Origin of the sequence: Pseudomonas sp. MF6776 (genome assembly GCF_016613125.1) — a bacterium.
Lineage (GTDB): Bacteria > Pseudomonadota > Gammaproteobacteria > Pseudomonadales > Pseudomonadaceae > Aquipseudomonas > Aquipseudomonas iridis.
Genome location: NZ_JAENSQ010000008.1, coordinates 197,733 through 211,883 on the forward strand (window position 1 = coordinate 197,733; position 14,151 = coordinate 211,883).

Sequence of the window (14,151 nt, forward strand, 5' to 3'; positions counted from 1 at the left end):
CAAATAGATAATCTATATAAGGCTCTGTATTTCAAGACTCGGCTCGCTATCAATCCACGCGGTGCCATTTGATTTTCTGTATTTAAATAGCAAATAATGTTCATCGCCGCTGAAGATAAAAGGTTCACTTCCAGAGTCGAAGCCTGTTAGAGATTTGCTCCATGCTTCAGACTTACTCCATGCATTGATCCCTTTGGAATTACACCATGAGAGAGTTACAATATATATTGGCGGCGTCGCTTGTAGCTTCCAGCGTTCCCAACAGTACGAAGGTATTCTTTCATCAATGAGTCGGCGCACCCCGCCATCTGCACCATGTATGCGCTCAATCTGCTCATTTAATGATCTTATTAGTGCGTTTGTATTGGAGTGAAATGTTGTTTTTCCTTCCACAATCAAAATTGCCTCAGGAGAAATTATCAGCAGGTCAATTCGACCTTTATCGATCATAACCTCATAGAATGCCGTGGATTCTTTCCATATGTCCGACGCAGCGCTCGCAAATCTGGAAAGAATATTCACTTCGTGCGGCGCAGAGTTTTCGCTATACCAATCAACCACTGTGTCGTATTGCCAAGCGGTAGTTAAGTGCTCGGCGGTTTTCTCGATAATAATGTTGATCATGTATTTCTCTGCGGTAGAAAATCCAAGTCAATGAGTGGCGGCCTGCTGCACCGGCGAGCGATTTAAATTTTTGACCACTTGGCGTGGTTTATCAATTGTCTTGTTGTATAACACACGACTCACGTAGGGGCATACTAGCCAGCTTACCGAACGGCCATTTCTGGTGGATTAACAGAGTCCAGATCTGCTTTTGGCCGTTTGCTGCCTGTCGCTGAGGGCTACAACTGGTCGATCTCTACCGGCCTCTATCGGAGTGCATTGGTTCAATCTGGGTGTAAATGAAGGGCAGCACCAAACCAGTTTTTTGGTAATAGGCCGGTCCGTCCTATTGGCTAGGCCGTAGACTGGCAGATTGGTGATGATCCACGTGCGTACTGCTTAAGAAATTGTGAAATATTCTCGCCTTTTTTTGGCCCCAAATCATCGATTTCTTTGCAGCGACTGCTGAATACAGCTCAATGGTTCTGAATTCGGTATAATAAACAAGTGAACCACGTTGCTTCTTTTTGACGTCCAATTCAGTCATAAAGCCAAGGCTTCACCTCATTTAAATTGGCCACCACAATCTGCTGCGCTTCCGCCTTAGGATTCAGATTTTTCGGATCAATCTGGAAGCGTTGCAAGACGTACTTCACCAGAGCTCGGCGGCAGTGAATTTCCAACTGTCCCTCAATCATTCCGAAGTCCATCTGGATGATGTTTTTTTGTGCAGGGCTTAGACGCTCGTCAGGCGCGATAATCACCGTGACGATGCCGTTCCAGTCGTCATCATCTGCCATGCCATTGTCCGTCTCATCGTCGCGCAACTCTGGTATCCCGCGCAGACGGCTTAGCACAAAATCTCGATACCCACGGTTCTTCTCACAATACGCGCGCACATGCCATCTCATGCCGGTGTAAACCAATGTGTGCGGTGCGATTGTACGCCCCTCTGGGTCGGGAGCATTCAGCGACACGTATTCGATATCAAGCCGCCGTCGTTCGCGACAAGCCTTAAGTAACGGGCGAAGAATTTCAGGTTTGATTGAGCGATCGGGCACTTGCAGCACTTTAGTGTGCGCGTAGGCCAGCGCCAAACCTTCAACATGAGGCATCCGCGAGTGGGTCTGGTTCAGAAGGTGCAAATAGGCGTTAGCGCTTTCTTCGATGAACAGCGGCTTGAACTGATTACTGGGTACGTAGCCCTTAATCTGCTTGTCATATGTAAGGTTTTCAGGCGCATGGTCTTTGATGTACGTGTTGATGTCCTTCGATGCCTGCTGACGACTAATGCCGAAACTTTGAATCAAATGCCCCGTTGTCAGCCGGCCCTCCCACCATGCGACGGTCTCGATCAATCGATAGCGAAGGGCAAGATCCCATCGAACGAGTTTGAGGTCTTGCTCGCGTTTCATGATGTCTCCATGTGCGTGATTTGTTTACCTGTATAAGTCTACATTCTATACATGTCGCTCAATGCTACATATTCTTAATTTGTCTTCGAGATCAATCGAACCACAGAAAGGATATGCGGATGGCAACGGCTGACGCTGTTTCAACAGGAGCTCTGCTTCTGATGCTGGTGATCGCCTTGGTGCTGTTGATTCAGTACCTAAAGCTACGAAATATCTTGCAGATAATCCTCGACTGCAAGACCACCGCCCGCAGGGCAAAGACTTGGGAAATGGAAAACAAGGGATTGCACTCTGCTCTTCGTGCAGAAAAAGAGCACGTCGAACAATTGCGAAGAAAGTTGGAGCTACTGCAAGTACTCATCCCCAATTAAAACTTGGTCAGCCCCTTGTTTTTTCAACCTGTGCATACTGATCGCAACTTGACCTCAACACCTCCATCACCTACAAGGAGTACACATGAAAGAGCTGCTTTGTTTCACTATCGGCCTAATGGTTGGCGTCGTCGTGATGAAAAACACACAGGCGGTAGACGAGCTTCGGAAAGAACTGGAGCGCGAAAAATTTTGCAACAGCCCTCTTGATAGGAATGAGCAGAGGTGAAACTAAGGCTGCCCCCTCGACTTCCATCGCACCCATCGAATTGAGCTAATTACTCATATTATGGGCTCGGAATGAAGAGGATGAGTGAGTTGACGGGCGTATCCCAGGTAGCGGAGGCAAGCCAAGTTATCCAGCAAGTAATACGGGATAGCGCGTAACGGCGAAATCGAGCGTCGACATCCATGGAACTAAGGCGGGCTCAGCTCAAGAGGGTGTGAAGCCTACCCATTTGGCAAACCTTTTCTCCATAAATTCTTCGCAGCCATTCTCCAGTTGCTGTTGTTTGGTGGGCTCATTCGGTGTGAGCAGGCGATCGGTGAGCATACCGAAAATGCCAAACGCTGCTTTTCGCCAGATCGTGGATTTGAAATTCAAGTTGGGAAAATCGATTTTAGGCAGTTCACTTCCGGAAGTGGTATTGCCTTTACTATCGGTACGGAACCTCGCTCCGCCCGTCAGTCTTATCGTGTCGTCTGACGCATCGCCCGTGGGGTAAATAAGCGCCTTGGAACCGGCAATGGCATGGATGCAGCCCCGGCCTTTTTCTCTGTTGTCGAATACTTTTTCGTACTTCCCCGCCGCCGAGTTTTCATCGAAACCGCCGAGAAAAAGCACTCGTTGATCGCTGTCTAGCGTCGCTTTATTGGCCTCGTAAAAGCTAATGTCCCAAAGGCGGCTGGTGTAGCCAGAAAACGCCTGGATTCGTGCTTCGATGATGTTGGCGCCGACCTCATAATCCTTGGCGTATACCACCGTTATCTGTTTTGCTTGTGCGCCGAAACCCATCATTTCTCTCCCTGTTGTGCTGCAGATTTAGCGTGGCGGCCTTTTTATCGGCAGCGACGCGTGTTTCCAGAGTGATCTCGTAGACAAAAGGTAAATTGCTATTATCGTCGAGTCTTCAATATCTAAGTCTTTACCATCTATTTGATCAGAGATTGCTGCATGTTCACGGGGGTCTGAAGAAGCGTTGGAGCAACTCGACAAGGCCCATATCCACTAACCACTGGCACCTAAGGAAGTCGAGAGGGGACGTACAAAGCTGAACTCTGTACGTCACCACACCAGCACCGACCTGATCGTCATGAATTAGTGATTCGTCGGCCATCAGGCCCGATTCACCAAAAGAACTCGACAAATCCTATGGCACATTCGAGGTCTAGATCCCCTGCCCAAGCATGCATCCACGCGTTGAGAAAACAGCGAGATTCTTTATGATTTGTCTCCATTGAACCACGATGGAAAAAGACCCCCTTGAAACATGGTTGCACCGCCGAAAATATTCCCAACCGATCCTGAAACCGCCGCGCGAGCCATAGATTCAAACACTCCAGCACCTAGGGTTGTCCCAGATGTATCCGACGACGAATCAGTTGACTCGATGCCCTGTTCTTGTAGTCGGGCCCTTGCCGCGTCTTGGAGTTTTGGATTGGACGCCAGGCGCGTTTTGAGCCAATGATTGTTGCTGTTGGCGAATTCGAGTTGCCAATGTTTGGGCAGGCTGGGGTTGCTGGCAAGGTTCAGCATTATTGACGAGTTTTCGTCGTTTCGCTCAAACGCTACCAACACTCTCACGGCGTCCGCACTCAGGTTGGGATTTTGTGAAAGCTCCAGATAAACCTCTTCGAAGTGGCTGTCTTGGAATGGATGTGAATAGATGATGTTGTAGAAAAAAACCGAGGTCGAACCGGGTTTAAGCGCATCCAGAACGGATTGCGCATCCGATTCAGGTAGCGCTTGTAACAAAAGCGATAGCTGCACGTGTTGATTGATGTTTGGGTTTTTGGCCAGTTTGAGGAAATGGAGGCCGTCGGCCAGTATTACCATCTGCGCCTCACTTGTCAGGTTCTCCAGGCAGATCAGCGCATCGATGATCTGAACTGTATTGTGACTGGCGATTTTTTTGTGATACGAGGGGTCAAGCACCGGGTTGGCGATGAGCAGGATGAATTGCACGCAGGTTTGGGAGAGTCTTGCGTCCCATAGGGTGTCGATAAGCTGCCCTTGCAACTCGACGGACAAAGTCGACTGTCGGCAGATATCCATGCGCGTTTGATGACTTTTGCTCTTATTGAACAGTGTCAGTTTGACCTCATCAGAGAGGTGCGAACACGCTAACAGCGCCTCCTCCTGAATATAGTCGCTGCCATCCCATTTACCCAGTTCGCTAGCCAGCAGATCCATAGGCGCTCTTGGGTGCACGCAACTGAGCCGATATATCGACATATCGAAGTCCGGTGCTTTCTTGTCTTTACTCAAACTGCTCGCCAGCAACCGCTCTGTACAATTGGGATTTCGGTAAACGCTCAGGCGCACTTCCAAGTCTGTATCCGTGCTGAGTTTTTCCAGCAGATCATCCGGACATTCCAGGTGACAAGCGACCTCCTTTCGACGTACCGGATTGGGACTGTCAGCCAGTTGAATCATCTGCGCGATACTCAGTCCGTCGACTCTGGAGGCTGGTTTGAGCTTTAGCTTTTCAAATAACACTTCATATTTGCCGACTTGCTCGCGCAGTGTCTCGCGCAGAGGTACTGTCGCGCGGATGGCGCGCTCGATTTCTTCATGAGTCAGAGGTTGGCCGTCGAGAAATGCGCTTTCCCGTGCCTCACCGACAGCGTTTTGGATATCGGCACCGGAATAGTCGCGACAGAGCGCCGTCAGTGTCTGTTGCTGCTGCTCGGTGAGTTGTCCCCAGTCTTGCCTGAGGTGAATGCCGAGAATGGCCGAGCGTTCTTTGGCGTTGGGGAACCCCACGTAAAACACTTCATCGAAACGACCTTTGCGAAGCAACTCCGCCGGCAAGGCGCTAATGTTGTTGGCGGTGGCAATAACAAACACAGCACCGGTTTTCTCCTGCATCCAGGTCAGGAAGTAACCGAAAAGTCGGGATGAGACTTCGGAACCTTCGCCGCTGCCCATGCCCACAAAGGCCTTTTCCAGTTCATCGATCCACAGAATGCACGGGCTAACGCTTTCGGCCATGGTCAGTGCGCGGCGCATATTGTGCTCGCTTTCACCGACGTACTTGCCCAGCAGCGACCCGATGTCCAGCCGCAGCAGTGGCAATTGGAAAAGGTGTGCGGCGGCTTTGGCGGTCAGGGATTTACCACAACCGGGCATCCCCGCGATCAGTACTCCCTTTGGCGCAGTCACCCCGGCGCCTTCGGCTTCGTCCAGCCGACGGAAAATTTCAGCACGGCGTTTGAGCCACTGTTTGAGATTTTCCAGGCCGCCGATATCGCTGGCCGTCTCGCCGACCTTGACCATTTCCAGCACGCCACTCTTGGCGATGATTTGTTCTTTTTCGTAATGAATCAGGCCGAGTGCGGCCTCATTCAACTCCGGGTGCGGATGTTGCACCATGGACAGTACCTGGCGTATTTCTTCTTCACTCAACCCGCTGCAAGTAGCGGCCAGGCGTGGCAACAATGCCTGGGGGATGATCAGGTTCTGCTCATCGGCAAAGGATTCGATTTGCTCGATAATTTCCTCGCGCCCCGGCAATGGCAGTGGTAGCAGAGTAATTTGCGCCTCAATCTGCGGCGCAATGAATAGGCTTTCTGCCACTAGCACCACAGCGCATTCGCCGCGATGATGGCGCTGGATACGGTTGAGCAATTGCTTGAGGCGAGCGATCGCCAACGGCTGGTTTTCCAGCGCTGCCTTGGCATCCTTGATCACGATCAGCTTGCGGCTGAGATCCTCATCCGCCAGCACCGGTAGACAGTAGGCCAGCTCGGTCTGGGTGGCCTCGGTACGCGGTTGTTTGGTGCGAAAGTCGACCCAGCCATAGGCCAAGTTCCACTCCATGAGATGCAACTGCAGATTGGTGGCGGCCAGCGTAAGAATTCGATCCACTCGCGCTTCTTCGCTGGACTGTATGTAAAACCCAGGGTAGCCGGCGCTCAAATGGGCATGGAGTTTGTCATTCAGCGATAACGCATTATTAATGGCGCTCATGCGAACAACCCTTTGGCGAAATTACCTAGTCCACTAAGAAGATTCTTCGCGCCTTCTACAACACTTGAAGCCACACGATTAACCAAGGCGACGGAAGTTTTGACCAGGCTTTTTCCTGTATCGAACAGTTGCTCGCCGATTATGCCGCCAGCCATACCGCCAATCATGCCGCCGATGAAGCCACCAGCGACGATGCCCGGTGGCCCGAATACGGTGCCTATCGCCATACCTAAAGCGCTACCCTGCGAGCCCGCTGCGATAGCGCAAACGGCTGAGGTGGTGGTTTGCCCCATGCGGTCGAGTGCTTCTTCTTTGGACAACTGGCCTGTGGCGAGCTGGTAGAGGGTTTTTGTGTTGGAGAGAGCGATGCAAGCAATGTTCGCGATCTGACCAGCTGGGGTTCTTTTCAGTATCGTACCGAGTAGACCGTTCTTTGCCGCGACAACCATCGCTCCGCTGACAGCGACTTGAGTGAATACCTGTGCCGTGCTGTTCAGGGAACTGGTGAGGAACTCTTTGAGATCAACGCTGGCCGGTGGATTTTTCCGCCCCTGGAAACTATTCCAGGTTCGGCGCGCCAAAATGCGTAAGCCCTGCAGACCTGCCGCGATGCCAGCTCCGATCAACGCCTGTTTACCGATCTGTTTTGCAACGTTTATGCGGTTAGTGTCATTCCATTCATACTGGCGAGCTTCGGCCTCCTCCCGCGCCTTGCGCTGCCATTCCAGAGCCTGTTCCTTGCTGAGCGGCTCGGAATGTACGCCGTCGATTTCGACGACTTCAGTGCTGTTGGCGATGTCCTTGCCTTGCCCTTCGGGAACCAGCCGTTTTTGCTCTCCGTATTCCCCTCGCTTAAACAGTTGCTCGGTGGCCTTTGCATCACCGCCATATTTGGACTGGTATTCATGAACCACGTTGCCCTGACCGTCGACGATCACAATGTCGACTGAATTCAGTCCATTCGAGTTGACGACTTTTGCTCGATACTCGCTGCCTTTGGTTACCGCGTCGATGTTGAAGGTATCGACGTGATGCTGCTCGGCAATGAATCCATCAAGGTTGGGGGAGAAACTGATGTCGCCATTGTTGTTAGTGATCATCACCCGGGCGCCGGATGTTGCTTTAGCAAGTGCCGCGTCGATGCTCGCGGCATAATGGCCAACCCCCAAGGAGCCGCTGACCGCTGCGCCTTTCTCCATTTCGCGAGCGATCCAGCTAGCCTCGCTCTGACCACGTTGTAGATGTGCCTGTAAGGAATCGGAAGAGTCATTGAAACGCATGACCGACGCGACCACCTCTTTGGCGGCTGTAAGGCGTTCCTCATCGCTTTGCCAGATGCCTGGGTGTTTGCGAAACTCTTCACCCAGCCATACTTCCACGGGCAGATCGGCATGCTGTTCGCTGGAGTGCACGAATTCGGACAGTAATTGAGCCGTCGCAGCGGCGTTTTCCTCGCCACCTAGGACCTGTTCTTCGATAACCAATGCCTGTTGTTCTTGGTACGCATCGCTACCAAGTACTACGCCGTCCAGCGGGGTTTGATCGTTGGACTCACTTGCGTTAACCAGTAGGTTCATTGCTCGGCTCCTGTCATGGGTTGAGTTTCGGATTGCAGGTAATGTTTTAGTTCGTTGTTCAACTGGGCCTTAAGCCATATCGGTTCGAGGATTCTCACGTGAGGAATCCAGAATCGGATGGTGGGCAAGATCTGATTGGCATGACTGATCGCGCTGCTGACTATTAACTCGCCGCTTTCCAAGGTCTGGACAATCTGTTGTCCAGGCACCACCGGGCGGCGCAGGAAGTAGTAAGAAATCGCCGGCGCAACGGATAGTCGAACTAGGGTCTTTGTCTTGCTGAACCAGATGTCGTCGTCTTCTTCGATTTGGCGATGTACTTGTGGTTGAGGGACGAAGGTCTGGTCGGTGATGTGCAGCAGGCTAATGCGGCTCAGCGTAAATGCCTTTAACTGGCCATTTTCGGTAGCGGCCAAGTACCAGATACCTTTGTTGGTTACCAGACGGTATGGAAACAGAGTGCGCGGCTTTTCTGCATAGACCAGCCGGCATTGCAGGTGTCGGCGAACGGCATTGTTCAACTGCTGGAATTGCAGATCCGTGGGGGAGCCGTTTTCGTGGTGATGGGCCTTAACCAGAAAGTTGCGATGTTCATCAGGATTCAGCAGCGAGTGAAAAAATCGATGTCCACCGTTGGGAAACAGTTGGTTGACACCGGTGAGCTTCGCGAAGATTTCAAGGTCTCGAGGCTGCAGTTTGCCTTGGTGCTCCGGGACGAGTTGGTAACGTCCATCTGGCAGGCGTACGACGACATCGGCGAGGCGGTTCAAGTCGCGGTAGATGGTTCGCTCACTGACCCCGAACTGATCCGCTAGATCGTAACGGCACAGCGATCCACCTTGATTGAGCTGCAAAAGAATTCCCGCCAGCCGAACAGCCAGGGTGTCGTGCAGAGTTAAGGCCATGATTGACTGCCCAAATCCGTTGGAAGATTCACCGACTATAAAGTCCGTCACTGACAGGTGATGTCAGTGGGTCGATTGAGGTGTCAATGTGCCATTAAATGGGACTGAATCAAGCCTTTTTTACGGAGCTCTAGTCAAGCGCGCGGGTGTGAGCGTCATATGCCTTTTGATGCGTTTTGTCTCCGGGAAATCAGGCAGATAAATCTCATCAGTTACAGGGCGCTTCACCGGCTCCTTTTGGCCTTTTACTGCCTCTCACTAAGGGTTATATCGGCAGGCTTTCGAAGGTCATCAGTTTCTTTTTTGGTGCTGTTCTGAAATTGAACCACTTCAAGTCCAGCTTCTCCTAGATGGAAGCGAGAAGTCGTACAGGACGCTCAAGGATAGTGCGGTTGTACGTCACCCCAAAACCATCCCCTATTGGTCAAGCTAGATGGGTATTCACTCATTGGGCCGACCTATCAATCGCGTTGTCATATCCCATCGCAGTGTTGTTTTTTATATGCACCTATAATGCTACGCGGCACAGAATTCAATAGGACTGAAATAATCGGCTCCTTATCGAATTGAAAAAGGTTTTTTTGTTGCAGTAAGTTAGTGGTAGTCAAAATGATACATCGATGAGTATTTGGTTAAGTCCGTCCTAACGCTTTCGCTCCTGTGAGTTTCACCTAGCTCGATGCCGGTCAAATGGCTGCGGGCTTTCAGTTCGCCAGACATCAAGCTAAAGAAGCTGCCGATACCTATGGACAGCTCCAATACCTTGTCCCATATACTGGAATCTCGCGCGCGCGCGCGCGTACTGCTACAAAAATCATCAAAGTTCTAGCGCTGACGATAATCATCCAACTGTTGCAAATACGCCTGGGGAGCTACTGAGGCGCGGTTCTGAAACCGAACCACGTCACGCTCCAGCTTCTCTTCGATCGCCAAACGTACGAACTCCGAACGGTTACCCTCAGCCGGGTGATCGCCGCCCAAAGGATAACCAATAAGCTCGTCAATGGTATCCACCGTATCGCCCTCAACGGACACGATCAGGCGAATTTTTGGCTGATTCTTGAACAGGCGGTTCTTGCTCATCGCTTACTCCTAGGTCTCAACTAATTACAAACTTCCGTAGCTGCATAATTCTAAAATTGGGCGGCACTAAGCCGGCTTTACTATGCGCCAATGAGCCGATGGCGTTCCGCTCTGCGCCGGTAATGTTTGGCTCACCGGCGCAAGCACCCCAATGCGCTGCGCCGGTGCGCTGGCGGTTATAACTTCACCGTCGTGGCGTCGCTCATTCGCTCTACTCCATCGGGGTGTTTTTGTAACGCTGCCGCAAATCAGCGCCGGCCACGCAATAACGGCTGGTTGCCGCATGGCAAGCGCGGCAGTTCATCAGATGGTTGGTGTATGCAGCATCTGCCTCTCGCCATGCCCGTGACGTCTCAGGGGTGATGTGCTGCAGCTCAAGCTGCTCCGCGAGGTGAACCTCGGCCGGTTGCTCAACTCCCTGTGGCCGATTGATCCATGTTGGGCTCACGCGGATTGTGTCAGCCACCAGCGCCGCGTCCGTCCCAGCCAGCTCGGCAAGGTCGTGCTCATCCAAGTGCCCGCCTCCCAGCAGCACGATAGGACTGGTGCCAAGCAGGCGCGCGACATGGGAGAGCCAAGCGGTTGGCGGGATAGGATCGTTAGCGGCGCTCAGTGCGGCGATGATCTCGACCTTGTGGGCGATCAGTTTGGCCAGCAGCTCGGGGGGCGGTTGACGCTCCGCATAAAGTTGCAGTGCGCCATTGCGGTAGATCATTGAGATACCAGCATCAGCGGCACGATGGATCAGGTCGGCCACGATCATACCGTCATGCTCCATCCGCTGGTGCCTTCTACAGATGCAGGTGGCGAATCTGGCGAATCCGGCCAATCTGCTTGAATTTGCTGGGTGCTGCCGTGGCGAACGAGCGGCGAATGGTGGCGAACCTCGCAAGGCACGCTCACGCTGTGATATTCCCCAGCCGTAGACTCGCCATCGTTCGCCATACATTCGCCAACGGCTACGCCTGCTTTGACGCTGGTTTGCGCCGGATTCGCCACATTCGCCACTTCCCCGCCCTGCTGGTACGGATTGATCTCGAATACCTGCTCATCGCCGCTTGGGAAAACCAGCCATCCGGCTGCGGTCAGGGTAGCCAATACGCCGCGAGCCTTGGCCACAGTACGAAACTTGCGCGGCCCTCCCTTATAAACACCCTTCACAGTACGCACAGTAGGCTTCAATTTCAGCCACTCCAACAGCTCCAAAGCCTCACGGTTGCCGTCAGACTCTGCCGAGTTTTGGCCGAGGTAACGCGACCACTCCTGCAGCGAATGCTCAACAATCTCACAAGCGCCGATCATGGTCTGCTCGCTGATCTCTGGCTCCCCCTTGAAAAGCGCGAAGATGGCGGCAAGTCGACGAGCCAACTCACCGCTACGACTGGCAAACGGTTTAAGTGGCCCCCCATACTCACCGAGGCTCCCTTGCTCGACCTCGACACGGTTGTAGAACGCCATCCAGGCCAGCTCGGCCTCTTGCGTCAATTCGATGACCGGTGGTTTCACCGCACCATCTGGCCCGGCGAACGACTTCATCCGCGCAATTTCTTTACAGCGATTCCAATAGATTTTCACTGCCGGGTCGCTATAGGCGCTGGCTTTCATTGTCTTGATAGTCAACAAACGAGTACCCGCCAGTGAAGGCGCAGCGGCCATCAGAAAGCGTGGAAGGAAACCCTGCCCTTGCAGCAACGGATCGTTGAGCGCCGACCGTACCGTGACCTCCTGAGCCAACATGTGAATGCCGAAGCGGCGGTCGTAGGCAATGCCATTACCAAACTCACCTACCCGATCACGCTCGACCCGACCATTGTCGAATAGTTTGACCAGACCGCCGACAGTTGCAGGAACGGTGTCGGACTTCATGCTGTGCCCACCGAAAATGCGGCCACCCTCATCTGTCGTCCACATGGCTGAGGACATGCCATTGACGAAGTCACCGGCAATACGCTCATAGGTAGCATCGGCATACAGGGTGCGCGGATCGGACGGCAGCGCAACCTGCTCCTTGAACTCTTGCAACGCCTTACCACTCTTGCCTACCTGCATATTGCGGTACTGGACCATTGTCGCGGTGTATTCACCACGATTGGTCCGCTCCGCCTCTTCAATAGGATTGAAGGCAAGCCGGTAGCATTCGCTCTTGCGATCCCCGGAGTCGGCCAGGGCAAACTGAAACAGCGAGCAAGGCATCCCTTCCGGGATATGCATGTGTGGCGCGTTGATTCGCGTTTGTGCCAGATAGGCGGCGGCGGCAATGATGCATTGGGCAGCCAGCACTTCCGGCGCCGCGACGAGTCGGGCAATGGCGAGCGCTGCATCCCGCATGATCGGCGGGAGGCTGTTGATCGGGTAGGGTTTAGGCGGCAGCGCGATTGGCAGCGGATCAGGCACCCGCCATTCGATAGCCGGTATTTTTACTTCGGTCATCAGTGACCCCTTCATACCCGGCCCTCCCACCAGACGGCCAAATCGTTGAAGTCGGACAGGTGCAGCGGCGCACCCTTCGGCCAGGCCGGCAGGACATAACCACAGTCAATCATCGCTGCCGCGTGGAGGGCCGCCAGCTTGCCCGTATTGGGCTTGCCCTCGACCTCCTTGGCCCGATCATCGTCGCCACCAATGATCAGCACGGCATCGGAGTAGCAGCGCTTCAGCTCCAAACCAGCCGGCAGCAGATTGCCGACGCTCATTGCAGCGGCGACCGGCTTGCCGGTCTGCTCGTGAAGCGTGGCGGCCGTGGCGACACCCTCGACAATGAACAGCTCGACGCCAGGCTCGATAAGACCAAACAGACAGTAGCAACCATTGATCCGACCACCCGGAAGGAAACACTTGCTGCCATCAGCCTTGATGCGCTGAAGGCTCACCAATTCACCGTGCCCGTAGATTGGAACCAGCAGCACGCCGCCGAGTTGACGCAGATGGTGGGACTTGATGCGCTTGCGGACCAAGTAAGGATGCTTGGGATCAGCCGGGCCCGCGAGTGACCAGTCGTGACGAGCACGAGTGGCGGCCTGCTCCCACTCAGCCCGCTTTTTTTCATCGTCTTGCTGCTTACTCTGCTTACGCTGCTCACACTGGCGGGCGTAATGCTGCCGCTCGATCTCCTCGGCGAGCAGATCGCGCTTCTGGTCACCGCCGAATTGAAGCCCCAGTTGCCCGGCAATGCAGCGTGCGGCTTCGATCTGCCGCCAGCCGCGCAGGTAGGCCAACAGTGACACGAGGTCGCCACCTTTATCGCCGCTGGCGAAGTCGTGCCATTTGCCGGTGTAAGAGTCGATGCTGAACGACCCGGGCGTGCGATCACTGCGCACCGGATTGATTGCCCAATACTCTTTGCCCTTGAGAGTGCCATCCGGCAGCCAGTCGACCAGCAGATTGTCGGCAGCGAGCAGAGCCGCATTGGCGATGCGCTGGATTTGCCCCTGGATCAGGTTGGGGGAGCCTTTCTTCAGGCCGATCGCTGCCGGCCCGCGTGGATTCGCGGGTTGGTGGGTATGCATGGGTTACGCCTCCTGCGTGGTCAGGAAGGCTTCAACGGCCTCAACCGGCCAGCGAACCGAACGACCGAAACGAACGGCGCTCGGGAAGCCAGCCATCTGCGACCAGCGCCACCAGGTCGTGCGGCTGACTTGGTAGCGAGTGCAGAGCTGTGCGGTGGTGCCGAAGGTGCCGGGAATCGGCAGATTGGGGGATGCAGTGGAAGGACTGACACTATTGTTTTGTTGACTCATTTTGGGCATCCATTTCGAACTGAATGGGATTCCCCTCAGTGCAGGATAGAAAGTCACGAGTGCCGCACGACGGGGGTCTACGTCGGTCGGACGGAACGAATTTGCATTGACGCCAAATTCAGGTGACTTAAACTCCCGGTGTCTACAAGCCTTGCCTGTAGATATTGAAGCCCGACTAAAAGCTTCTACCTTGGGGTATGTACTGGCCTTGCCGGTATGCAAAAGGACGGTGTTCCGTCCCCCCAGATCAGCCCTCGGCATTCGCAGT

The 14,151-nt window shown here is 53.7% G+C and carries 13 protein-coding genes; 2 read left to right on the forward strand and 11 right to left on the reverse strand.

Annotated features, from left to right (window positions below; translation table 11 throughout):
* Positions 1-12: 12 nt before the first annotated feature.
* Both JJD74_RS12145 and JJD74_RS12150 read right to left on the reverse strand, forming a co-directional pair.
* On the reverse strand, positions 13-624 hold the full coding sequence (locus tag JJD74_RS12145) for a hypothetical protein (protein ID WP_200614034.1): 612 nt from the start codon (positions 622-624) through the stop codon (positions 13-15).
* A 518-nt stretch (positions 625-1,142) separates the two neighbouring features.
* Entirely contained in the window at positions 1,143-2,018 is an 876-nt protein-coding gene (locus JJD74_RS12150; protein ID WP_200614044.1) for a helix-turn-helix transcriptional regulator, read from the reverse strand.
* 119 nt (positions 2,019-2,137) lie between these two features.
* Between JJD74_RS12150 and JJD74_RS12155 the strand changes: the two genes are divergently transcribed.
* Positions 2,138-2,389, forward strand: a complete 252-nt coding sequence (locus JJD74_RS12155; RefSeq protein WP_200614046.1) for a hypothetical protein — start codon at positions 2,138-2,140, stop codon at positions 2,387-2,389.
* An 85-nt stretch (positions 2,390-2,474) separates the two neighbouring features.
* Positions 2,475-2,618, forward strand: a complete 144-nt coding sequence (locus JJD74_RS12160; RefSeq protein ID WP_200614048.1) for a hypothetical protein — start codon at positions 2,475-2,477, stop codon at positions 2,616-2,618.
* Positions 2,619-2,822: 204 nt separating this feature from the next.
* On the opposite strand, the gene JJD74_RS12165 is transcribed toward JJD74_RS12160, so the two are convergent.
* The 9 genes from JJD74_RS12165 to JJD74_RS12205 form a co-directional block, all read right to left on the reverse strand.
* Positions 2,823-3,404: a hypothetical protein gene (locus JJD74_RS12165; protein ID WP_200614051.1), complete on the reverse strand. Its 582-nt coding sequence runs from the start codon at positions 3,402-3,404 to the stop codon at positions 2,823-2,825.
* A 426-nt stretch (positions 3,405-3,830) separates the two neighbouring features.
* Positions 3,831-6,581 (reverse strand): AAA family ATPase, encoded by a 2,751-nt coding sequence (locus JJD74_RS12170; protein ID WP_200614060.1) that lies wholly within the window; start codon positions 6,579-6,581, stop codon positions 3,831-3,833.
* Positions 6,578-8,158, reverse strand: a complete 1,581-nt coding sequence (locus JJD74_RS12175) for a hypothetical protein (protein ID WP_200614063.1) — start codon at positions 8,156-8,158, stop codon at positions 6,578-6,580. Before JJD74_RS12175 ends, JJD74_RS12170 begins: the two co-directional genes overlap by 4 nt.
* Positions 8,155-9,063, reverse strand: coding sequence for a helix-turn-helix transcriptional regulator (locus tag JJD74_RS12180; RefSeq protein WP_200614071.1), 909 nt, complete (start codon positions 9,061-9,063; stop codon positions 8,155-8,157). The genes JJD74_RS12175 and JJD74_RS12180 overlap by 4 nt, the downstream gene beginning before the upstream one ends.
* Positions 9,064-9,888: 825 nt before the next feature.
* Positions 9,889-10,146, reverse strand: a complete 258-nt coding sequence (locus JJD74_RS12185; protein WP_200614074.1) for a hypothetical protein — start codon at positions 10,144-10,146, stop codon at positions 9,889-9,891.
* A 211-nt stretch (positions 10,147-10,357) separates the two neighbouring features.
* Positions 10,358-10,909: a hypothetical protein gene (locus JJD74_RS12190; protein ID WP_200614076.1), complete on the reverse strand. Its 552-nt coding sequence runs from the start codon at positions 10,907-10,909 to the stop codon at positions 10,358-10,360.
* Positions 10,906-12,576 carry a DUF3987 domain-containing protein gene (locus JJD74_RS12195; protein WP_200614080.1) on the reverse strand — a complete coding sequence of 557 codons (1,671 nt, stop codon included), beginning with the start codon at positions 12,574-12,576 and terminating at the stop codon, positions 10,906-10,908. The genes JJD74_RS12190 and JJD74_RS12195 overlap by 4 nt, the downstream gene beginning before the upstream one ends.
* 11 nt (positions 12,577-12,587) lie before the next feature.
* Positions 12,588-13,652, reverse strand: a complete 1,065-nt coding sequence (locus tag JJD74_RS12200; RefSeq protein ID WP_200614087.1) for a toprim domain-containing protein — start codon at positions 13,650-13,652, stop codon at positions 12,588-12,590.
* 3 nt (positions 13,653-13,655) lie between these two features.
* Entirely contained in the window at positions 13,656-13,883 is a 228-nt protein-coding gene (locus JJD74_RS12205) for a helix-turn-helix transcriptional regulator (protein ID WP_200614089.1), read from the reverse strand.
* Positions 13,884-14,151: the final 268 nt, after the last annotated feature.

Excerpts from the sequence above, each read along its gene's own strand:
- JJD74_RS12145 (WP_200614034.1), bottom strand. The coding sequence starts at position 624 with ATGATCAACATTATTATCGAGAAAACCGCCGAGCACTTAACTACCGCT.
- JJD74_RS12150 (WP_200614044.1), bottom strand. The coding sequence starts at position 2,018 with ATGAAACGCGAGCAAGACCTCAAACTCGTTCGATGGGATCTTGCCCTT.
- JJD74_RS12155 (WP_200614046.1), top strand. The coding sequence starts at position 2,138 with ATGGCAACGGCTGACGCTGTTTCAACAGGAGCTCTGCTTCTGATGCTG.
- JJD74_RS12160 (WP_200614048.1), top strand. The coding sequence starts at position 2,475 with ATGAAAGAGCTGCTTTGTTTCACTATCGGCCTAATGGTTGGCGTCGTC.
- JJD74_RS12165 (WP_200614051.1), bottom strand. The coding sequence starts at position 3,404 with ATGGGTTTCGGCGCACAAGCAAAACAGATAACGGTGGTATACGCCAAG.
- JJD74_RS12170 (WP_200614060.1), bottom strand. The coding sequence starts at position 6,581 with ATGAGCGCCATTAATAATGCGTTATCGCTGAATGACAAACTCCATGCC.
- JJD74_RS12175 (WP_200614063.1), bottom strand. The coding sequence starts at position 8,158 with ATGAACCTACTGGTTAACGCAAGTGAGTCCAACGATCAAACCCCGCTG.
- JJD74_RS12180 (WP_200614071.1), bottom strand. The coding sequence starts at position 9,063 with ATGGCCTTAACTCTGCACGACACCCTGGCTGTTCGGCTGGCGGGAATT.
- JJD74_RS12185 (WP_200614074.1), bottom strand. The coding sequence starts at position 10,146 with ATGAGCAAGAACCGCCTGTTCAAGAATCAGCCAAAAATTCGCCTGATC.
- JJD74_RS12190 (WP_200614076.1), bottom strand. The coding sequence starts at position 10,909 with ATGATCGTGGCCGACCTGATCCATCGTGCCGCTGATGCTGGTATCTCA.
- JJD74_RS12195 (WP_200614080.1), bottom strand. The coding sequence starts at position 12,576 with ATGACCGAAGTAAAAATACCGGCTATCGAATGGCGGGTGCCTGATCCG.
- JJD74_RS12200 (WP_200614087.1), bottom strand. The coding sequence starts at position 13,652 with ATGCATACCCACCAACCCGCGAATCCACGCGGGCCGGCAGCGATCGGC.
- JJD74_RS12205 (WP_200614089.1), bottom strand. The coding sequence starts at position 13,883 with ATGAGTCAACAAAACAATAGTGTCAGTCCTTCCACTGCATCCCCCAAT.